General features: G+C 61.2%; 20 protein-coding genes and 1 pseudogene. 12 read left to right on the top strand and 9 right to left on the bottom strand.

What is annotated here, in order from left to right; all coding sequences use genetic code 11:
• The first annotated feature begins 33 nt into the window (after positions 1-33).
• The 8 genes from atpE to glmU all read left to right on the top strand — a co-directional run bounded on the left by atpE (position 34) and on the right by glmU (position 7,134).
• A complete protein-coding gene (atpE, locus tag BN1121_RS09095) occupies positions 34-261 on the top strand; it encodes a F0F1 ATP synthase subunit C (RefSeq protein ID WP_407921509.1) in 228 nt (75 codons plus the stop codon).
• A 62-nt stretch (positions 262-323) separates the two neighbouring features.
• Entirely contained in the window at positions 324-794 is a 471-nt protein-coding gene (gene atpF / locus BN1121_RS09090) for a F0F1 ATP synthase subunit B (RefSeq protein ID WP_005351507.1), read from the top strand.
• Between the two features lie 13 nt (positions 795-807).
• Positions 808-1,341 (top strand): F0F1 ATP synthase subunit delta, encoded by a 534-nt coding sequence (gene atpH / locus BN1121_RS09085; RefSeq protein ID WP_005351504.1) that lies wholly within the window; start codon positions 808-810, stop codon positions 1,339-1,341.
• 15 nt (positions 1,342-1,356) lie between these two features.
• Complete coding sequence (gene atpA / locus BN1121_RS09080) at positions 1,357-2,898, top strand: F0F1 ATP synthase subunit alpha (RefSeq protein WP_005351502.1); 1,542 nt, start codon at positions 1,357-1,359, stop codon at positions 2,896-2,898.
• A gap of 45 nt (positions 2,899-2,943) precedes the next feature.
• Complete coding sequence (gene atpG, locus BN1121_RS09075; protein ID WP_005351500.1) at positions 2,944-3,810, top strand: F0F1 ATP synthase subunit gamma; 867 nt, start codon at positions 2,944-2,946, stop codon at positions 3,808-3,810.
• Between the two features lie 34 nt (positions 3,811-3,844).
• Positions 3,845-5,233, top strand: coding sequence for a F0F1 ATP synthase subunit beta (gene atpD / locus BN1121_RS09070; protein WP_005351498.1), 1,389 nt, complete (start codon positions 3,845-3,847; stop codon positions 5,231-5,233).
• 18 nt (positions 5,234-5,251) lie between these two features.
• Complete coding sequence (locus BN1121_RS09065) at positions 5,252-5,677, top strand: F0F1 ATP synthase subunit epsilon (protein WP_005351496.1); 426 nt, start codon at positions 5,252-5,254, stop codon at positions 5,675-5,677.
• Between the two features lie 95 nt (positions 5,678-5,772).
• Positions 5,773-7,134, top strand: a complete 1,362-nt coding sequence (glmU, locus tag BN1121_RS09060; RefSeq protein WP_005351493.1) for a bifunctional UDP-N-acetylglucosamine diphosphorylase/glucosamine-1-phosphate N-acetyltransferase GlmU — start codon at positions 5,773-5,775, stop codon at positions 7,132-7,134.
• Between the two features lie 55 nt (positions 7,135-7,189).
• Here glmU and BN1121_RS09055 read toward each other — a convergent pair whose 3' ends face one another.
• The 9 genes and pseudogenes from BN1121_RS09055 to BN1121_RS09015 form a co-directional block, all read right to left on the bottom strand.
• Positions 7,190-7,963: a glycosyltransferase family 2 protein gene (locus BN1121_RS09055; protein ID WP_005351490.1), complete on the bottom strand. Its 774-nt coding sequence runs from the start codon at positions 7,961-7,963 to the stop codon at positions 7,190-7,192.
• A gap of 83 nt (positions 7,964-8,046) precedes the next feature.
• Positions 8,047-9,873, bottom strand: coding sequence for a maltodextrin glucosidase (malZ, locus tag BN1121_RS09050; RefSeq protein WP_005351487.1), 1,827 nt, complete (start codon positions 9,871-9,873; stop codon positions 8,047-8,049).
• Between the two features lie 2 nt (positions 9,874-9,875).
• A complete protein-coding gene (locus tag BN1121_RS09045) occupies positions 9,876-10,706 on the bottom strand; it encodes an HDOD domain-containing protein (RefSeq protein ID WP_005351484.1) in 831 nt (276 codons plus the stop codon).
• A gap of 197 nt (positions 10,707-10,903) precedes the next feature.
• Positions 10,904-11,317: an META domain-containing protein gene (locus tag BN1121_RS09040; RefSeq protein WP_005351481.1), complete on the bottom strand. Its 414-nt coding sequence runs from the start codon at positions 11,315-11,317 to the stop codon at positions 10,904-10,906.
• A gap of 94 nt (positions 11,318-11,411) precedes the next feature.
• Positions 11,412-12,770: a molecular chaperone gene (yegD, locus tag BN1121_RS09035; protein WP_005351478.1), complete on the bottom strand. Its 1,359-nt coding sequence runs from the start codon at positions 12,768-12,770 to the stop codon at positions 11,412-11,414.
• Between the two features lie 65 nt (positions 12,771-12,835).
• A complete protein-coding gene (locus tag BN1121_RS09030) occupies positions 12,836-13,825 on the bottom strand; it encodes a 2-hydroxyacid dehydrogenase (protein ID WP_005351476.1) in 990 nt (329 codons plus the stop codon).
• A 77-nt stretch (positions 13,826-13,902) separates the two neighbouring features.
• Positions 13,903-14,360: pseudogene (locus BN1121_RS09025) on the bottom strand (CreA family protein).
• Positions 14,361-14,438: 78 nt separating this feature from the next.
• On the bottom strand, positions 14,439-15,293 hold the full coding sequence (locus BN1121_RS09020) for a hypothetical protein (RefSeq protein ID WP_005351470.1): 855 nt from the start codon (positions 15,291-15,293) through the stop codon (positions 14,439-14,441).
• Positions 15,294-15,338: 45 nt separating this feature from the next.
• Entirely contained in the window at positions 15,339-15,725 is a 387-nt protein-coding gene (locus BN1121_RS09015) for a TraR/DksA family transcriptional regulator (protein WP_005351467.1), read from the bottom strand.
• A 406-nt stretch (positions 15,726-16,131) separates the two neighbouring features.
• Between BN1121_RS09015 and BN1121_RS09010 the strand changes: the two genes are divergently transcribed.
• The 4 genes from BN1121_RS09010 (at position 16,132) to BN1121_RS08995 (ending at position 21,204) form a co-directional block, all read left to right on the top strand.
• Entirely contained in the window at positions 16,132-17,463 is a 1,332-nt protein-coding gene (locus BN1121_RS09010; protein ID WP_005351463.1) for a glutamine synthetase family protein, read from the top strand.
• A gap of 71 nt (positions 17,464-17,534) precedes the next feature.
• Positions 17,535-18,893 carry an aspartate aminotransferase family protein gene (locus BN1121_RS09005; protein WP_005351458.1) on the top strand — a complete coding sequence of 453 codons (1,359 nt, stop codon included), beginning with the start codon at positions 17,535-17,537 and terminating at the stop codon, positions 18,891-18,893.
• A gap of 46 nt (positions 18,894-18,939) precedes the next feature.
• On the top strand, positions 18,940-20,037 hold the full coding sequence (locus BN1121_RS09000; RefSeq protein WP_152424664.1) for a polyamine ABC transporter substrate-binding protein: 1,098 nt from the start codon (positions 18,940-18,942) through the stop codon (positions 20,035-20,037).
• 75 nt (positions 20,038-20,112) lie between these two features.
• Positions 20,113-21,204, top strand: coding sequence for a polyamine ABC transporter substrate-binding protein (locus BN1121_RS08995; protein WP_005351455.1), 1,092 nt, complete (start codon positions 20,113-20,115; stop codon positions 21,202-21,204).

The following is a 21,204-nucleotide window of genomic DNA, read 5'->3' as shown; positions in this document are numbered from 1 at the left end:
TTTATCAACTGCCTCTGTTTGGAGATCTTAAAGATGGAAATGATTTACTTCGCCGCTGCAATCATGCTGGGTATGGCCGCCGTAGGTGCCTCTATCGGCATCTCCCTGCTGGGTGGCAAGTTCCTGGAAGGCGCTGCTCGTCAGCCGGACCTGATGCCGATCCTGCGCACCAACTTCTTCATCGTTATGGGTCTGGTTGATGCTATCCCGATGATCGTTGTGGGTATGGGTCTGTACCTGATCTTCGGTGTTTCCGCCTAACTCTCGAGTGACTGTTCAGCGAACACCACTTTTTTTGAACTTCACATAGAGAGGAACTGGTTGTGGATATCAACGCCACCCTCCTTGGCCAGACACTTGCCTTCGTCATCTTCGTCTGGTGCTGCATGAAGTTTGTATGGCCGCCGCTCATGGCTGCCATCGAGGCTCGCCAGAAAGCAATTACTGACGGCCTCTCTTCTGCAGAACGCGCGAAGAAGGATCTGGAACTGGCCCAGGCTAATGCTTCCGATCGTCTGAAAGAGGCTAAACAGCAGGCTGCTGAAATCATTGAACAGGCCAACAAGCGTAAGGCCCAGATCATTGACGAAGCGACCACTGCTGCCCAGGCCGAGCGGGAGAAAATCCTGACTCAAGGCCGTGCCGAGATCGAAGCCGAACGTCATCGTGCTAAAGAAGAGCTGCGCAAGCAGGTTGCTGCCCTCGCCATCGCCGGCGCAGAGAAGATCCTGGAGCGTCACATCGATCAGGCTGCCAACAACGACATCGTCGACAAGCTGGTAGCGGAACTGTAACGGGAATGGGGCCATGTCTGAACTGACTACCATTGCTCGCCCCTACGCCAAGGCTGCTTTCGACTTTGCCGTCGAGCAAAAGGCGATCGCCCAGTGGCAGGAGATGTTGGAGTTTGCGGCCTTGGTGGCCGAAAACGACACCGTCGCCGCCCTGATCAGCGGCGCCATGGCTGCCGACCAGCTGGCAAACGTGTTTGTCGGTGTCTGCGGTGAGCAACTCAACGAGCACGGCCAGAACCTGATCCGGGTGATGGCCGAGAATGGTCGCTTGAGTGTACTGCCGGCTGTGGTTGCCGAATTCCACCTCCTCAAGGCCGAACTCGAGAAGAGTATCGAGGCCGAGTTGGTATCGGCGGTCGAGCTGACCGAACAGCAGAAAGCCAACCTTCAGGCTTCTCTGGAAAAACGTCTCGCGCGCAAAGTGAAGCTGAATTGCAGCACAGATGCGTCCTTGATGGCCGGAGTGCTCATCAAGGCCGGCGACCTGGTTATCGACGGTTCCCTCCGCGGTAAGCTGGATCGGATGGCCGACGCGCTGCAATCTTGATTGGGGTATTAGAGCATGCAACTGAATTCCACTGAAATCGCCGAGCTGATCAAGCAGCGCATTGCGCAGTTTGAGATCAAGAGCGAAGCGCACAACGAAGGTACTATCGTCTCCGTGAGCGACGGTATCATTCGTATCCACGGCCTGGCCAACGCCATGCAAGGTGAGATGATCGAGCTGCCGGGCAACCGCTACGCTCTGGCATTGAACCTGGAGCGTGACTCCGTCGGTGCCGTGGTCATGGGTCCCTACGCCGATCTGGCCGAAGGGATGAAGGTCAAGGGTACCGGTCGTATCCTGGAAGTGCCGGTCGGCCGTGGTCTGCTGGGCCGGGTGGTCAACACCCTGGGTCAACCTATCGATGGTAAAGGCCCGCTTGAGCACGATGGCTTCTCTCCGGTAGAAGTGATCGCTCCGGGTGTTATCGATCGTAAGTCTGTTGACCAGCCTGTCCAGACCGGTCTGAAAGCCATCGACGCCATGATCCCCATCGGTCGTGGCCAGCGTGAGCTGATCATCGGTGACCGTCAGGTGGGTAAGACCGCCATCGCCATCGACACCATCATCAACCAGAAAGACTCCGGCATTAAGTGTGTCTACGTTGCGATTGGCCAGAAGGCCTCCACCATCGCCAACGTGGTGCGCAAGCTGGAAGAGCACGGCGCCCTGGCCAACACCGTCGTGGTCGTGGCTTCTGCCTCCGAAGCGGCTGCCCTGCAGTTCCTGGCTCCCTATGCCGGTTGCTCCATGGGTGAGTACTTCCGTGACCGTGGTGAAGACGCGCTGATCATCTATGATGACCTGTCCAAGCAGGCCGTTGCCTATCGTCAGATCTCCCTGCTGCTGCGTCGTCCGCCTGGACGTGAAGCCTACCCGGGTGACGTCTTCTATCTGCACTCCCGTCTGCTCGAGCGTGCTGCTCGTGTCAACGTCGAGTACGTTGAGAAGTTCACCAATGGCGCCGTCAAGGGCCAGACCGGTTCGCTGACCGCCCTGCCGATCATCGAAACCCAGGCCGGTGACGTATCCGCGTTCGTTCCGACCAACGTGATCTCCATCACCGACGGCCAGATCTTCCTGACTACCCAGCTGTTCAACTCCGGTATCCGTCCGGCCGTTGACCCGGGTATCTCCGTATCCCGTGTGGGTGGTGCGGCTCAGACCAAGATCATCAAGAAGCTGTCCGGTGGTATCCGTACCGCGCTGGCCCAGTACCGCGAGCTGGCTGCGTTCGCCCAGTTCTCCTCCGACCTGGATGACGCGACCCGCAAGCAGCTGGATCACGGCCAGAAGGTAACCGAGCTGATGAAACAGAAGCAGTATGCCCCGATGAGCGTTGCTCACCAGGCGCTGGTGCTGTTCGCAGCCGAGAAGGGTTACCTCAACGATGTCGACCTGAGCAAGGTAGTCGACTTCGAAGCCGCTCTGGTCTCCTACGCCAATACCCAGCATGGCGAGCTGATGGCTGAAATCAATGCCAAGGCCGACTACAACGACGCGATCGTTGGCAAGCTGACTGCGTTGCTCGATACCTTCAAGGCAACCCAGACCTGGTAAGCGTGTGTGTGGCAGCCCCAGGCTGCCACCTGATGGAGAATAGAGATGGCCGGCGCAAAAGAGATACGTACCAAGATCGGGAGTGTGAAGAACACTCAGAAGATCACCAGCGCTATGGAAATGGTGGCAGCGAGCAAGATGCGCCGTGCGCAGGATCGCATGTCTGCCAGCCGTCCATACGCTGAAACCATGCGCAAGGTGATCGGCCACATCGCTCAGGGTAACTTGGAATACAAGCACCCCTACCTCATCGAACGTGAGGTCAAGCGTGTGGGCTATATCGTCATCTCCACCGACCGTGGCCTGTGTGGCGGCCTGAACATCAACCTGTTCAAGGCAGCCATCAACGACATGAAGCAATGGAGCCAGCAAGGCGCCAAGATTGATTTGGCCCTGATTGGCAACAAGGCGTCCGGCTTCTTCCAGAAGTACGGCGCCAAGGTCGTTGCCCAAGTGTCCGGCCTCGGGGATGCCCCGAGTGTCAATGACCTGATCGGTTCCGTGAAGGTCATGCTGAAGGCCTATGACAACGGTGAGATTGACCGTCTGTATCTGGTGTACAACAAGTTTGTGAACACCATGGTGCAACAGCCCAAGGTCGATCAACTTCTGCCTTTGCCCATTACAGAAGACAGCAAGCTCGCCAAGAAACACCACTGGGATTACCTCTATGAGCCGGATCCCAAGCAACTGCTCAACACCCTGCTGGTTCGCTACGTCGAATCCCAGGTGTACCAGGGCGTGGTGGAAAACTTGGCTAGTGAACAGGCAGCCCGAATGGTTGCCATGAAAGCCGCGACTGACAACGCCGGCAACCTGATTAACGATCTGCAACTGGTGTACAACAAGGCCCGTCAGGCCAGTATCACCCAGGAGCTTAACGAGATCGTGTCCGGTGCTGCCGCGGTGTAAGGCAAGGGTTACCTAAAGGTTTAGAGGATTTGACATGAGTAATGGTTTCATCGTCCAAATCATCGGCGCTGTGGTGGACATCGAGTTCCCGCAGAATGCCGTGCCCCAAGTGTACGATGCACTGCAAATCATCAGCGAGGGTCAAGGCCAGGGTCTGGTGCTGGAAGTTCAGCAACAGATCGGTGGCGGGATCGTTCGTTGTATCGCCATGGGTTCCTCCGACGGCCTGCGCCGTGGGATGGAAGTGACCAACACCGGCAAACCGATCCAGGTGCCGGTCGGCAAGGCCACTCTGGGCCGTATCATGAACGTGCTGGGTGAGCCGGTTGACGAAGCCGGTCCCATCGGTGAAGAAGAGCGTTGGGCTATCCACCGCGAAGCCCCGAGCTACGAAGAGCAATCCGGTTCGACCGATCTGCTGGAAACCGGCATCAAGGTTATCGACCTGGTATGCCCGTTCGCCAAGGGTGGTAAGGTCGGTCTGTTCGGTGGTGCCGGTGTAGGCAAAACCGTAAACATGATGGAGCTGATCCGTAACATCGCGATCGAGCACTCCGGCTACTCGGTATTTGCCGGCGTGGGTGAGCGTACTCGTGAGGGTAACGACTTCTACCACGAGATGAAGGACTCCAACGTACTGGACAAGGTTGCTCTGGTGTACGGTCAGATGAACGAACCGCCCGGAAACCGTCTGCGCGTGGCCCTGACCGGTCTGACCATGGCCGAGAAGTTCCGTGACGAAGGTAAAGACGTTCTGCTGTTCGTCGACAACATCTATCGTTATACCCTGGCCGGTACTGAAGTATCCGCACTGCTGGGCCGTATGCCCTCCGCAGTAGGTTACCAGCCGACCCTGGCCGAGGAGATGGGCGTTCTGCAGGAGCGTATCACCTCCACCAAGACCGGCTCCATCACCTCTGTACAGGCCGTATACGTGCCTGCGGATGACTTGACCGACCCGTCCCCGGCGACCACCTTCGCCCACTTGGACGCGACCGTGGTACTGTCCCGTCAGATCGCCGCCCTGGGTATCTACCCGGCCGTTGATCCGCTGGACTCCACCTCCCGTCAGCTGGATCCGCTGGTGGTTGGCAAGGAGCACTACGAGACCGCTCGTGGCGTGCAGACCGTTCTGCAGCGCTACAAGGAGCTGAAGGACATCATCGCCATCCTGGGTATGGATGAACTGTCAGAAGAAGACAAACTGACCGTTGCCCGTGCCCGTAAGATCGAGCGTTTCCTGTCCCAGCCCTTCTTCGTGGCCGAAGTATTTACCGGTTCTCCGGGCAAGTACGTGCCGCTGAAGGAGACCATTCGTGGCTTCCAGGGCATCCTGAAAGGCGAGTATGACGATCTGCCCGAGCAGGCGTTCTACATGGTTGGCGGCATCGACGAAGTCGTCGAGAAGTCCAAGAAACTGTAAGCCTCGATAGGAGGGCTCATGGCTGAGATATCCTTTCACCTGGACGTCGTAAGCGCCGAAGGCAAGCTGTTCTCCGGTCGCGTTCAGAGTGTCGCGGTGACAGGTGCGGAAGGTGAGCTGGGTATTCATCATGGTCACACGCCGCTGCTGACCTCCATCAAACCGGGCCTGGTCCGACTGGTGAAGCAGCAGGGTGGCGAAGAGGTGATGTACATCTCCGGCGGCATGCTGGAAGTACAACCCGAAACCGTGACCGTGCTGGCGGATACCGCCATTCGTGCCGACGATCTGGACGAGGCGAAAGCCCTCGAAGCCAAGCGTCGTGCCGAGGCGAGGATCCACAGCTCCCACGGCGATATCGACTATGCCCAGGCCTCTGCCGAGCTGGCCAAGGCATTGGCCCAGCTGCGGGTCATCGACATCGTCAAGAAGCACTACCGCTGATAACGGTGATGTAAAAAGCGACCTTCGGGTCGCTTTTTTTTGGCCTGTTGGATAGACTCCGCCGGGTATTTCCACACGAATTCAAGGCAGAAATCATGTCTCTCAACGTCGTCATCCTGGCTGCGGGCAAAGGCACCCGCATGCGCTCTCCCCTGCCCAAGGTGCTACATCCGGTTGCCGGCAAGGCCATGGTCTCCCACGTCATCGACACCGCTCGTCAGGTGGGAGCCGGCAAGGTGCATCTGGTGTATGGCCATGGTGGCGAGCTGCTCAAAGAGCTCATCCAGGCGGACGACCTGAGCTGGGTGTTGCAGGCGCAGCAGCTGGGGACCGGTCATGCTGTGGCTCAGGCGAGCCCGTACTGGAACGACGAAGACGACGTGCTGGTGCTGTACGGCGACACTCCGCTGATCCAGCCCGAGACTCTGCAGCGGCTGCTGGCCGCCAAGCCGGCCGATGGCATGGCGCTGCTGACCGTGATACTGGACAACCCCACGGGTTACGGCCGCATAGTGCGCGATCAGGGACGAGTGGTCGGCATCGTCGAGCAGAAGGATGCGAATGCCGATCAGCTGGCGATTTGCGAGGTAAACACAGGCGTGCTGGTGGCCATGGGGGCCCATCTGCGCGGCTGGTTGTCGCGTTTGGATAACAAGAACGCCCAGGGCGAATTCTATCTCACCGACGTCATCGCCATGGCCCATGCCGATGGTTGCCCCATCGTCGCCGTTCACCCCGATTCTGCCGCCGAGGTGGAGGGGGCCAACAACCGGGTACAACTGGCGGCGCTCGAGCGCAGCTACCAGAAGATGCAGGCCGAGAAGCTGATGATCGCCGGGGTGAGCATGATGGACCCGGCCCGCTTCGATCTGCGCGGTGAGTTGAGCGTCGGGGAAGAGGTGGTGATCGACGTCAACGTCATCATCGAGGGCAAGGTCACCCTGGGCAACCGGGTGGTGGTGGGCGCCGGCGCCATTCTCAAGGATTGCACCATAGGCGACGACACCGAGATCAAGCCCTACACCGTGGTGGAAGGGGCCCAGGTGGCTGAGCAGTGCTCGGTCGGCCCGTTTGCCCGTCTGCGTCCGGGTGCCGTGCTGGAGCAGGACGCTCACGTCGGCAACTTCGTCGAGATGAAGAAGGCGCGCCTCGGGGTTGGCTCCAAGTGCGGTCATCTGACCTATCTCGGGGATGCGGAAGTGGGTGCCAAAGTGAATATCGGGGCCGGCACCATCACGTGTAATTACGACGGGGTGAACAAGTTCCAGACCATCATCGAGGATGATGTCTTCGTCGGCTCCGATACCCAGCTGGTGGCGCCGGTGCGCATCGGCAAGGGCGCCACGCTGGGGGCCGGCTCCACCATTACCAAGGACGTGGCCGAGAACGAGCTGGTCATCACCCGGGTGCCCCAGCGCCACATCAAGAACTGGGCCCGTCCGGTGAAGAAGAAGTGATAACCGATCAACCATAACGACAAGGCCCCTTGATGGGGCCTTGTGCTTTCTGGCGTTACTCGGGGCGCCCCGGCTGGTGACGGATCCAGAGATCGGCGTACTTGATGAAGGTCGAGTGGGCCGAGAGGATGGCCAGCAACAGCCCCTGACGACCGTCGAGGAAGCCGGCCTTGAGCAGGTACATCTTCACGAAACAGCCGATCGCATGCAGCAGCCCCTGACTCAGGGAGCTCTTCTTGCCGCGAGCCTGACGCTGATCGGCCCAGGCGCGGCCGTAGCCGGCCGATTTCACCAGATAGTGCTCGAGATCCCGATAGGTGTAGTGGAGCAGATCCCCCTTGAGATCCACCACCTTCATGTTGGCACGTACCTCTACCTTCTCGTGCACCAGGGCGTCGTTGTAACCGGTCAGCGCCCTGGGGTAGAGACGCAGCACCCGATCCGGGTACCAGCCGCTGTGGCGGATGAAACGGCCAAACACCCAGGAGAGGCGCGGCAAGGTGTAGAGGGTATCTACCGGTGGGTTCTCCAGCACGTCGCGGATGTTGTGGGCCAGCTCAGGGGTGAGCCGCTCGTCGGCGTCCAGCCACAGCACCCAGTCGGAGCGAACGTGAGACTGGGCGAGCTGACGCTGGCGACCAAACCCGGGCCATTGGTTATTCACGAAGAAGCGGGCGCCAAACTCGGCGGCGATGGCGGCGGTCTCGTCCTGGCTGCCGGAGTCCAGGATGACGATCTCGTCGACCACTCCCTGCAATGTGGCCAGGCAGGCTCTCAGGTTTTCGGCCTCGTTCTTGACGATCAGCACGGCGGCCAGAGTCGGTTTCATGGGTCTTTCCATCGGGAATTACAGGGTCCCCATTCTAGTGAGATGAGGGGGCAGGCGCCACCGCAGCGAGGCGCCTGCCTGACTCAGGTCGCGATCAGTACTCGGGCGCTGCAGGGGGGCAGGGTCAGCTGCAGCTCCCCCTGAACCAACTCGAAGCGCTCACCGGTGAGGGCGTCGCAGAAGCGGCTGGCCGGGGCGCCGGTCTGCCACAGAGGAAGGGTGAGGCTGCGCGGGTTGTCCGGGTGGCGGTTGCAGGCCACCACCACCTGATCCCGCTCCAGGGTGCGGACATAGGCCAGCGTGTGTTCACCGGCATAGAGGGTCAGCAGATCCCCCCGGCGCAGGGCCGGACGCTGGCGACGCAGCCGAATTAGGCGGCGGTAGTGGTCGTGCAGGGCGTGATCCCACTGGGTGCTCTCCCAGGGGAAGCAGCGGCGGCAATCCGGGTCGTTACCGCCGCGCATCCCCACCTCGTCGCCGTAATAGACGCAAGGGGCGCCGATGTAGGTCATCAGCAGGGTGACGGCCAGGCTCATGCGCTCCCGGTTTCCCCCCAGCAGCTCGAGGAAGCGGGCGGTATCGTGGCTGTCGAGCAGGTTGAATTGGGCCAGCTGGTTGGCAAACGGGATGTGGGCGCGGGCCAGCCGCAGCCAGCGGTCCAGCTCGGCGGCGCTGATCCGGATCGGTTGGTAGGCGATGTCCTGACCGGCTAGGAAGGCGCGCACCGGGTGGGCGAAGCCGTAGTAGTTCATGGCGCCGTCTTCCTGATCGCCCTGCAACCATTGGCTGGCCTCGAAGAAGTGCTCGCCAAGCACGTAGGCGTCCGGATTCTCTTGCTTGACCGCGCCGCGCAGGGCGCGCACGTGGTGACGGTTACCGCTCGCCGATCCCTGCTCTCCCAGCATGTGGATGACGTCGAAGCGCCAACCATCGATCTGGTAGGGAGGACGCATCCAGTGGCGCACTATGGCGTCGTCGGCACGATAGATGGTGTCCTGCACCTTGGGGCTGGCGAAGTCGAGCTTGGGCAGGCTGCGGATCCCCTTCCAGCTCACGTAGTCCCCGTCTTCACCGAAGGTGTAGAAGCTGCGCCAGGGGGAGTCCGGGTTACCCTGGGCCCCCTCGGGAGGGGCAAACCAGGGGTGCTCGGTAGAGGTGTGGTTGACCACGGCGTCGAGCACGATGCGCATGCCGCGCTGACGCAGGTTGCGGGTCAGTTGGGCAAATTGCTCGTTGCTGCCGAAGTGGGGATCGACCCGGTAGTAGTCCTGGGTGTCGTACTTGTGGTTGCTCGGCGAGGCGAAGATAGGGTTGAGATAGAGCGCCGTCACCCCGAGGGAGTGCAGGTAGTGCAGCTTCTGATCGATGCCGGCCAGATCGCCGCCATAGAACTCGCTCGCCTCGTCACCGCTGCCACGCTGGCTGACCGGCTCGCCCCAGGCCTTGCTCAGCACGGGGCGGCCACGATAGTCGTACTCCCCCTCTTGCACGCTCAGGCTGGGATCACCATTGCAGAAGCGGTCCGGGAAGATCTGGTAGAAGACCTGATCCTGCACCCAGGCGGGCGGCTGGTGCTGGGGGTTATAGCGAAAATGGGTGGCACGGGGTGGCATGCTGGAGTCTATGCCACCCCCGTGCAGCCACCACTGGGTCTCAGCGGTGAGCCCCTTGAAGCAGTAGAGGATCGGCTCATGAGTGCGCGGCAGGGGCAGGGTGAACTGCCAGATCTGCAGGCGGTCGCGAGCTTCGACCAGGGTCATGGGGTGCAGCTCCTCCTCATTGTCGGGTTCGATACGCAGTAGCACCTGATTCAGGTTGGCGGCGCGATCGACAAAGAGGGTGAGCAGCAGTGCATCGTGGGTCGCCCTGAACCAGGGCGACGCTTGGGGGTGAAACAGGAAGGGGATCATCTTTATCCAGTCAGGATCTCGGCCAGGGCATTGCCCTGATCGTGCAGGGATTCGAGTTGCGTGGCGAGCTGCTCCGGCTGCAGGCCGAGGTGGCTCGCCAGGGGTTTGGGGAAGCGGGCTATGATCGCCTGGGCCGGCACACCGGCATTCCAGGCGAAAGAGACAAACATGGCGAGGCGGATCAGCACCGCCTCCTTGCTCACCGGCTCGTGTTCCAGCGGGTCGAGCTGCTGGGCGATAGCGATGACGAAGGTCTCGGCCAGGCTCCAGCGTCGGGCCAGCTCGGCGCCGAGCTGGGCATAGTCGTAGCCAAGCATCTCGCGCTGGGCCTCGACCCGGCTCGCCCCTTTGGCCATCGCCAGACTGATGAGCTCGGCCTCTTCCGGCAGAGTGCTCTGGATGAGCAGCTCGCCGATGTTGTGGATCAGGGCGCAGGTGAAGGCGGTCTCGGGATCGACGGTGCCACACTGCTGGGCCAGCGTCTTGGCGATGGTGGCGACCTGGAAGGTCTCGGTCCAGAACTTGTTCTTGTCGAAGCTGGGAGGCGCCTTGAAGCTGCCGATGATGCCGGAGGCCACCACCACGGAGCGCAAGCGGTTAAAGCCGAGGCGGATCACCGCCTGCTCGATGGAGGTGACATCCTGACCGCGTCGGAAGGCCGCCGAGTTGGCCATGCGCAGCACCTTGACGCTGATCACCTGATCCATGGCGATCTTGCGGGCGATCTCGTCGATGCGGGCATTCTCGTCGTTGAAGCTTTCCATCAGCTCGTGCAGCAGCTTGGGGATGGTGGGGAGCTGCTTAATCTTGTCAAACAGGCGATCCATCGACATGGCAGTGGTGGCCTCCCTGGTCCTTACTCCTGTTTATTGTGCCACAGGGGCGGGGGGTGTGCCTGCAAATATGCCTGCCGTGTTCATAAGGGGTTCACTCTGCGGGTGACACTCTAAGTCCCAGTAGAGCTCTCGCTCTCTCAGCACTGTGTGGAACACCTGTTGTTTCTTTTGACCGGCTTTACCAGCCGGTCTTTTTATTTCCAGTCCTCCAACCGGTAGCGCAGGGTGTGCCGTTTTCCTGCCAGATGCAGGGCTTCGGGCGTCAGCGTCAGGCTGGCCCCCTCTTGCAGGGTCAGGAGCACCGCCTGCTCTATCTCGCCAAGGGGCTCCAGGCACGCCATCTCCGTATTGCCCATGCTGGTGACCCAGAAGCGCCCGGCCTCCAGATTGCCCATGCCGAAGTAGCGGTTGCAGCCGGCGATGCCGTTGACCGTGAAGTTTTCCCCGATTTCCAGATCTGGCTCCTGTCCGCGCTCCGCCTGCACGGGACGGCCGTCCAGGCTCTCCAGGACCCAGTGGTGGTGCATCAGATCGCTCTGGTTAGGATGGATGCTGCTACAGGCGGTCAGCAGCAAGAGGCTGGCGAGGGTCATGATCGGGCGGTTCATCGCTATGGCTCCTTGGTTGAGGCCAAGGATAGAGGCTAGCCATACCCGATGACAGGGCACGGGGGCGGCCAACCGACCGCCCCTGTCGCTTCGCTTAGCCGAACAGGCGCTCGGCGTAGCGGGCGAGTCCCGAGGCCACCGAGCCGAGATCGTCCCCTCCCGCTACGGGAACCCCGGGCAGGCGCGCCCGGATAAACTGGCCGATCAGGGGGGACTTGGCACTCCCCCCCGTGATGAAGACCCGATCCGGTTGACAGCCGGCCTGGGCGATGGCCTCGTCCATCAGCTCGCCAATCTTCTCGAGCAGCGGGGCGGCGGCGTTGGCCAGTTGGGGGCGGGTGAGGGGGGCGACCAGCTCCCGTTCCAGCTCACCGAGGGGCTGCACCGCGCTCTCCTGGCTGGAGAGGGCGATCTTGCCCTGCTCGGCGCGCCACACCACCTGATGACTCAGCTTGTGCTCGCGCAGGCGGATCAGCCGGGTGAGATGGCTGCCGCTCGGGCAGTCGAGCAGCATGTCCTGCAGCTGACGACCGGTGGCCAGGCTGTAGAAGCGACTCTGGGCGGCCACGTCGTTGATGGCGGCGGCGTCCCAGAACAGGGGGTGGGGCAGGGGCTTGCCGGTCTTGAGCCGCTCGTGCATGCCGAGCAGGGGCATGATCCCTTCCACCGTCAGGCGGATGTCGAAGTCGTTGCCACCGATGCGCTGGCCACTGTGGCCCAGCATCTGGGCGCTGCGATCGAGCAGGGCGCGGTAGCTTGGCCCCATGCGCAGCATGGAGCAGTCGGTGGTGCCGCCGCCGATGTCGACCACCAGCACGGTGCAGTCCTCGTCGAGGCGCGCTTCGAACTCGAAGCCGGCGGCCACCGGCTCATAGAGAAACTCCACCTGCTCGAAACCGGCCAGACCGGCCGCTTCGGTCAAGATGGCGATCGCCTGGCGGTTGCTCTCCTCCCCGGCCAGTCCCTGGAAGTTGACCGGCCGGCCGATCACCGCCTTGTCGATGGGGGCGCCGGTGAGCGCCTCGGCGCGCCGCTTCACCAGCAGCATCATGGCGCAGACGATGTCCTCGAACAGGGCAATCTGGGGCGGCTTGAGGCCGAAGGCGCCGAGGAAGGACTTGGGCGACTTGATGTAGTAGCCCTCTTCCGGCTCCTCCAGGTAGGCGCTGAGGGCGGCCTCGCCGATGGCGAGGGCGTCGTCGAGCCCCTCTTCGCGCAGCTCGCGGCGCAGGCTCTGGGCCCGTTGCACCTGGGCGGCACGCAGCCCCAGGTAGCGGGCGCGTTGGGATTCGGGCAGCAGCTCGGCGAGCAGGCCGGGAATGGCGTCACGATGGGGGGCGTGCAGGGTGGAGGGGAGGTAGGCACCCCCGCTCAGGGGTAACAGGCGCGGCACCCCCTGCTCCATCACGGCGATGGCACAGTTGGAGGTGCCGTAATCGAAACCGACGTACATGGGCAGGTTCTCCCGGCAAAAAGGGAGAGCCTACCCAAAGCGCCGGCCAGGCTCAAGCGGCGGGTTTATTCCACCTCGTTGCCGCTGGTGTGTCCCTCGCGCACCGCCTTGACGTTGGCCAGGGTGGTGTCGGCGATGGCGTGCAGGGCCTCACGGGTGAGGAAGGCCTGGTGGCCGGTGAACAGCACGTTGTGACAGGCCGACAGGCGGCGGAACACGTCATCGGTGATCACCTCGTTGGACTTGTCCTCGAAGAAGAGCTCCTCCTCCTCCTCGTAGACGTCGAGGCCCAGGGCGCCGATGCGTCCACTCTTGAGTGCCTCGATGGCGGCGTTGGCATCGAGCAGGCCACCCCGGCTGGTGTTGATGATCATCACCCCGTTCTTCATCTTGGCGAAGGCGGCACCGTTGAGCAGGTGGTAGTTCTCCTGGAACAGCGGGCAGTGCAGGGAGATCACATCGGACTCGCGATACAGGGTGTCGAGGTCCACGTACTCGGCACCGAGATCCTGGGCTGCCTGGTTCGGGTACGGGTCGCTCACCAGCAGGCGCATGCCAAACCCCTTGAGGATACGCAGGGTGGCGATGCCGATCTTGCCGGTGCCGATGACGCCGGCGGTGCGGCCGAACATGTTGAAGCCAACCAGACCCTCGAGGGAGAAGTTGGCGTCCCGGGTGCGTTGGTAGGCCTTATGGATGCGGCGGTTGAGGGTCATCATCAGCCCCACCGCGTGCTCGGCCACCGCCTCGGGCGAGTAGGCGGGCACCCGCACCACTGTCAGCCCCAGCTCCTTGGCGGCGGCCAGATCCACGTTGTTGTAGCCGGCGCAGCGCAGGGCGATCACCTTGGTGCCGAACTGGGCCAGCTCGGTCAGGATGGCGCGGTCGGCCTCGTCGTTGACGAACAGGCAGACCACGGGAAAGCCGTGGGCCAGCCGCAGTGTCTTGGCCTCGAGGCGCACGTCGAAGAACTCCAGCTCGAAGCCGTAATTGGCATTGGCCTGCTGGAAATACTCCTTGTCGTAACTCTTGCTGCTGAAGAGGGCAATTTTCATGGTGTGAACTCTTGATGATGCGTGGTCACACCTTACACCAAAGCGTAATCCCTATCACCCTCGCCTGACCGTGGGCATTAGCCCCAGGGCATGATGGGGACGGCACTCATCGCACTCTTGTAGGAGCCGTCGACCAGCCGGGTGCTGTAGGTGAGGTAGACCAGGGCGTTGCGCTTCTTGTCGTAGAAGCGCACCACTCGCTGCTCCTTGAAGACCAGGGAGGTGCTGACGTCGAACACCTCCTCACCCCCTTGAGTTCGGCCGGTACCCTGATGGGGCCCACCTGATGGCAGGAGAGGGTGGCATGGGAGGGATCTTCGGCCAACCCCAACCCGCCCTTGATGCCGCCGGTCTTGGGTCTGGCCAGGTAACAGGTGACCCCGTCGATGCGGGGATCGTCGAACGCCTCGATCACTATCTTGTGGTTGGGGCCAAGCAGCTTGAAGGCGGTGCTCACCTCGCCGATCCGGTCGGCGCCCGTGGCCTGAGCGAAGGCCGTCAGCAGGGGCAGGGTGAGCAGCAGGGCATATTTCATGAAAACCTCGTATCAATGGGGAGTGAGTGGGGGCGGCCAGGGGGCGTTACGGTTATCAGATCGTGATGGCGCCCCGAGTCAGGGCTGTGGCGACTCCCAATAGGCAGCAGGGACTGCCTTGAGTGCGGGGGTCAGATCTGGGTTGACCAGATCAAGAGTGACCTGTGGGGTCAGGCTGGTCTGCGCCAGGGCCTCGCGCACCAGGGGATTGTCCCGAAAGAAGCGCAGAAAGCTGCCATCGGCATAGAGTCGCTCCAGCCCGGTCCGCAGTGCCTCGGCCAGCGCCTTCTGGTCGTGGCCCACGAAGAAGAACTGGGCGTAGGGATAACGCAGTTGCAGATGGGGAACGATCATCAGATTGGGGTACTGCGCGGCCAGCTCCCGCTGCTCCGCATAGGCCTCTATCATCCCGCGCGGGAAGAAGTCGACCTCTCTGTGGTCGTTGATGAGATGAAACAGGGTGTGAAAGCGTCCCGCATAGGTGGGAATACCTGCGGTTTCGAGAACCCGGTTATCACCCCAGCCCACCCCCTGTGCGGCCTTGCGCTGGCGCAGCTCATCCAGATTCTTGATGCGGGTGAAGGCCTCCTGATCATCGCGATGAATGATGGCCACCCGCACTCCCTCCAATCCCCTGAACAGGGGGATGGGGATAGCGGTGAGGCGCCGCTCCAGATCGCTCGAGGTCCCCATCCAGAACAGGTTAAACAGCTTGCCATTTTCGAGCTCGCGGCTGATGGAGTCCTGGGTGAGAGTGGTGGGAACCTGGATTATCTTGAAGGGGATCCCTGACTTCTCCAGCGCCATCCTGAGCAGGGGCAGCTGGTACTGTTCGGCCATCTGGTTGACCGGCAGGCGGGGGACCTTGATCGTGAGCGTCTGTGCCTGTACCAGCAGGGGAAGGTACAGGCACAACCAACCTAGCCATCTCATGGGACCGGACTCCGTATAGAATCTGGCCCGATTCTAACAGAAATGTCAGGCGACGCGGCGATAGACGTGGGTGTCGTTGAATTCCTTGGTGCTCTGACACTCGACGCAGAAGCGTGACTCGGGGCGTGCCTGCAGGCGCTTGATGGCGATCTCGTCACCACAGGACTCGCAGTAGCCGAAGTCCCCTTCGACGATGCGCTTGAGGGCGGCCTTGAGCTTGCGCAGGTGGAGTTTATCGTGCTCGATGCGGTTGAGTTCGAGGCGACGCGCCTCTTCGACGCTGGCGCGATCGATCTCGTCGGCCATCTCGTTGGTATCGGTGGCGATGGCCTGGCTGGCCTGAGAGCTCAGACGCTCCTCGATCTCGGCGATCTGGTTTTCTATCTGGCTTTTGTAGAAGCTCAGTTGGTCTTCAGTCATAAAGTCACACATGTGTTACTACCCGTGTATTCAAACCCGAATTATCAGTATGGATAGGGGCGGTCTGTGACCAGACCAATTCCCGGTGCTCTGTCTCGTGTGTTAGCACGAAATCAGGGCCGGCCTTTTATCAGATATTGTTCGGATAGCAAAGGGGATGGTCGTTAATTTGTGCACTTCTTCGGGAAAAGGTGGGTTCCAAGTGAGTTTTTGCGTCTATTTTGGCCTCATTGAGCCTGGTGCCACCCCTCGAATGGAGTGTTTAATATTTGCTATCGCAAAGCTGTTTTTTGGGTGAATCTTTTTATTTTTTTAAACACCCTCCCTTGACAGTCCTTCCTATAACCGGCTTAGATGGTGACAAGTTACATTTCGGTAACATCGCTCCGGACGGGGCTGATTCACAGTCGGGGTTAACATGGATCGCATCAAGGGTTGGATGGATGCCAACCGTATCACTGAGGTGGAGTGCCTGATTCCGGACTTCACGGGTAATGCCAGGGGCAAGATTCTTCCCGCCAGCAAGTTCCTGCGCGAGGGGGGGATGCGGCTGCCCGAGGTCATCTTCATTCAGACGGTCACCGGGGACTATCCGGATGACGACAGCATGGTCGATCCCCTGGAGCGGGACATGCTGCTCTACCCCGACCCCAACACCATCCGCTTCGTACCCTGGGCCCTGGAGCCGACCGCCCAGGTGATCCACGACTGCTTCGATGCTCATGGCCAGCTGGTGGACATAGCGCCCCGCTCCGTGCTGCGCCGGGTGCTCTCCTTCTATGATAAGCAGGGCTGGAAGCCGGTGGTGGCGCCCGAGCTGGAGTTCTATCTGGTCAAGCGCAACGAGGATGCCGATTATCCCCTGGCGCCGCCCATTGGTCGCAACGGGCGTCCCGAGACCGCCCGCCAGTCGTTCAGCATCGATGCGGTCAACGAGTTTGATCCCATCTTCGAGGACATGTACGACTACTGCGAGGCTCAGGAGCTCGAGGTGGATACTCTGATCCATGAGTCCGGCGCCGCCCAGATGGAGATCAACTTCCTGCACGGGGATGCCATCGATCTGGCCGATCAGGTGTTCCTGTTCAAGCGCACCATGCGTGAAGCCGCTCACCGTCACGGCATCTACGCCACCTTCATGGCCAAGCCCATGAGCAACGAGCCCGGTTCGGCCATGCACATCCACCAGAGCCTGGAGGATAGCGAGGGGAACAACCTGTTCGGGACCGATAATGGCGGCCATACCCAGCTCTTCATGCATTTCATCGCCGGGTTGCAGAAGTACACGCCGGCGGTCACCGCCCTGCTGGCCCCCAACGTCAACTCCTATCGCCGTCTCACCTTCGGCGAGAGTGCGCCGCGCAACGTGCAATGGGGGGTGGAGAACCGAACCTGCGGACTGCGCGTGCCCCACTCGGATGCCTCTGCCCGGCGAGTCGAGAACCGCTTCGCCGGCGCCGATGCCAACCCCTATCTGGCGCTGGCCGCCACCCTGGCGTGCGGCTTCCTCGGCATTCAGGAGAAGCTGGAACCCCTGCCCGAGATGAAACACAGTGCCTATGAGCTGCCATACAGCCTGCCGCGTACCCTGGAGGAGGCACTGAGCCACCTCGAGCACTGCGAGCCCATCAAGGAGATGCTGGGTGAGCGCTTCATCCGCGCCTTCGTGGCGGTCAAGCGCAAGGAGTATGAGACCTACTTCGGCGTCATCAGCTCCTGGGAGCGGGAGTTTCTGCTGCTTAATGTCTGATCCTGACGGGCCGCAGCGTGGCGGCCCTTTCCCACTGAGGGCGGCGTGTCCGTCCGCGCAAGGAGCGAAAGATGCAATTCGATACCCGTGAGTGGCAGCGTCTGGATGCGAGCCACCACCTGCACCCCTTTACCGATCATCAGCAGCTGCGTCAGAAGGGGTCCCGTATCATCACCCGGGGCGAGGGGGTCTACCTCATCGATTCCGAGGGCAGGCGTATCCTCGACGGCATGGCAGGGTTGTGGTGCGTCAACATGGGTTATGGCCGCGAGGAGCTGATCGAGGCGGCCGAGCGCCAGATGCGCGAGCTTCCCTACTACAACCTCTTCTTCCAGACCGCTCACCCGCCCGCCATCGAACTGGCCAGCCTGCTGGCCGAGGTGACGCCGGCAGGCATGAACCAGGCCTTCTTTACCGGCTCGGGTTCCGAGTGCAACGACACAGTGCTGCGCATGGTGCGTCACTACTGGGCCAGCCAGGGCAAGCCGGAGCGCCAGGTGATCATCAGTCGCCACAACGCCTATCACGGCTCAACCGTGGCCGGTGCCAGCCTGGGGGGCATGAGCGGGATGCACGAGCAGGGCTCCCTGCCGATCCCGGGTATCGTCCACATCGACCAGCCCTACTACTTCGGCGAGGGGCAGGGCATGAGTCCCCACGAGTTTGGTCTGGAGCGGGCACGCCAGCTCGAGAAGAAGATCCTCGAGCTGGGGCCGGAGAAGGTCGCCGCCTTCATCGGCGAGCCGATCCAGGGGGCCGGCGGGGTCATCATACCGCCCGAGAGCTACTGGCCCGAGATCCAGCGCATCTGCGATCACTACGGCATCCTGCTCATCGCCGACGAGGTGATCTGCGGCTTTGGCCGTACCGGCTCCTGGTTTGGCTGCGATACCTTCGGCATTCGTCCCGACTTCATGTGTCTGGCCAAGGGGATCACCTCGGGTTATGTGCCACTCGGTGCCGTGATGGTGAGCGATCGGGTGGCTCGGGTGGTCGAGAAGGGGGGCGAATTTGCGCACGGCTTCACCTACTCAGGCCATCCGGTCGCTTGCGCCGTAGCGATCGCTAACATAAAGCTTATGCAAAAAGAGAGCATAGTTAATCGAGTGCATGATAGAATCGCCCCCTATCTTCAGCGGCGCTGGTCGGAGCTCTCCGATCTGCCTATCGTCGGCGAGACCCGGGGAAAGGGCATGGTGGCCGCGCTCGAGATAGTTCAAAACAAGCAGGACAAACGCCGTTTCCCGACTGCCGCCAAAGCGGGTCTGACATGCCGGGAGTTCTGCTTTAACAATGGCTTGGTGATGCGTGCGGTAGGGGATACGATGATCATATCCCCGCCCTTGGTCATCACCGAGACGGAGGTGGATAACTTGGTCAACTTGGCCAGACGGAGTCTGGAGCTGACCGCCGAAGGCCTGCTCGGCTGAGTCTGTTGCCCGGTTGACGTATGCAAACTTGAAGGAGACAAGGATGATGTCTTTTAAGAAGGGTGTGCTCGCCGCCTGTGTGGTGTCCGCCATGCTGGCCACCAATGCGGTCGCCGCAGACAAGGTGCTGCATGTCTACAACTGGTCTGACTATATCGCCCCGGACACCATCGCCAAGTTCGAAAAAGAGACGGGCATCAAGGTGGTGTACGACGTGTTCGATAGCAACGAGGTGCTGGAAGCCAAGTTGCTGGCGGGCAAGTCGGGCTATGACGTGGTCGTCCCCTCCAACCCCTTCCTGGCCAAGCAGATCAAGGCTGGCGTCTTCCAGAAGCTGGACAAGTCCAAGCTACCCAACTGGAAGAACCTGGATACCGATCTGCTCAAGGCACTGGAGCCGAGCGATCCGGGCAACCTCTACTCCCTGCCTTACATGTGGGGCACCATCGGCTACGCCTACAACGTGGACAAGGTGAAGGCCGTGCTGGGTGACAAGGCGCCGGTCGATTCCTGGGATCTGGTGTTCAAGCCGGAAAACATGACCAAGCTCAAGGAGTGCGGTGTCTCCTTCCTGGATTCCCCGACCGAGATGCTGCCGGCAGCCATGCACTATCAGGGCCTGCCCAGCAACTCCGAGAAGGCTGCGGACCTGAAGAAGGCCGAGGCGCTGTTCCTCTCCATTCGCCCCTATACCGCCTACTTCCATTCGTCCAAGTACATCGGCGACCTGGCGAACGGCAACCTCTGTGTGGCCGTGGGCTACTCCGGCGATCTGCAGCAGTCCAAGTCCCGTGCCGTCGAGGCGAAGAATGGGGTGAATATCGTTTACACCATTCCCAAAGAGGGGGCGGGCAGCTTCTTTGACATGCTGGCCGTACCGGCCGATGCCAAGAATGTGGAGGAGGCCCACGCCTTCCTCAACTTCCTGATGAAGCCGGAGATCATTGCCGAGATCACCAACGCCGTGCAGTTCCCCAACGGCAACAAGGCCGCCACTCCGCTGGTGGATGAGGCGATCCGTACCGATCCGGGTATCTACCCGACTGCGGACACCCTCAAGAAGATCTACACCTTCCCGGATCTCCCGGCCAAGGTGCAGCGGGCCATGACCCGCAGCTGGACCAAGATCAAGTCCGGTAAGTAATGCCGTATCGCCCCTCCGGTTCGCCGGAGGGGAATTCGCCGGAGTGTGAGGGGTTCTCTAACCCAAGATACGAGGATGGATTCTGTGCATAGCAAACTGTTGACCGCGACCCTGCTGCTGGGAGCCTCTTCCCTGCTTCAGGCTGCTCCGACCGTACACATCTACAACTGGTCCGATTATATCGGTGAAGAGACCTTGCCCTCTTTCCAGAAGGTGACCGGGATTCGACCCGTCTATGACGTGTTCGATTCCAACGAGACTCTGGAGGGGAAACTGCTCACCGGTAATACCGGTTATGACGTGGTGGTGCCCTCCAACAACTTCCTCGGCAAGCAGATCAAGGCCGGTGCCTTCCAGAAGCTGGACCGTAGCCTGCTGCCCAATTGGAACAATCTCGACCCCACGTTGCTCAAGCAGCTGGAGGTCAACGATCCCGGCAACCAGTACGCGGTTCCCTACCTGTGGGGGACCAACGGCATTGGCTACAACGTCGAGAAGGTGAAGGCGGTGCTGGGGGTGGATCACATCGACTCCTGGGCGGTCATCTTCGAGCCACAGAATATCCAGAAGCTCGCCAAATGCGGCGTCGCTCTGCTCGATTCGGGGGATGAGATGCTGCCTCTGGCGGCCCTCTACCTTGGGCTCGATCCCAACAGCAAGGACCCGGAGACCTTCAAGCAGGCCGAGGCGCGTCTGATGACGATCCGCCCCTATGTCACCTATTTCCACTCCTCCAAGTACATCGGCGATCTGGCCAACGGCGACATCTGCGTGGCGGTCGGCTATTCGGGTGACGTGATGCAGGCTGCCGCCCGTGCAAAAGAGGCGGGCAAGGGGATCGAGATCGCCTACTCCATCCCCAAGGAGGGGAGCAATCTCTGGTTTGACATGATGGCCATCCCGGTGGACTCCAAGAACGTCAAGGAGGCCCACGCCTATATCAATTATCTGCTCGATCCCCAGGTCATTGCCGGGGTCAGCAAGTACGTGGGGTACGCCAATCCCAATACCAGGGCGGTGCCCTATATGGATGAGGAGATGCTCACCGACAAGAGCATCTACCCCGCTAAGGAGGTACTTGGCCGGCTCTATATTGCCGCCGAGCGTACCCCAAAAATCCAGCGACAATTCACGCGCAGCTGGAGCCGGGTCAAGACCGGAAAATAA

The organism is Aeromonas diversa CDC 2478-85 (assembly GCF_000819805.1).
Taxonomy (GTDB): Bacteria; Pseudomonadota; Gammaproteobacteria; order Enterobacterales; family Aeromonadaceae; genus Aeromonas; species Aeromonas diversa.
This window is presented reverse-complemented; position numbering and strand designations above follow the sequence as displayed.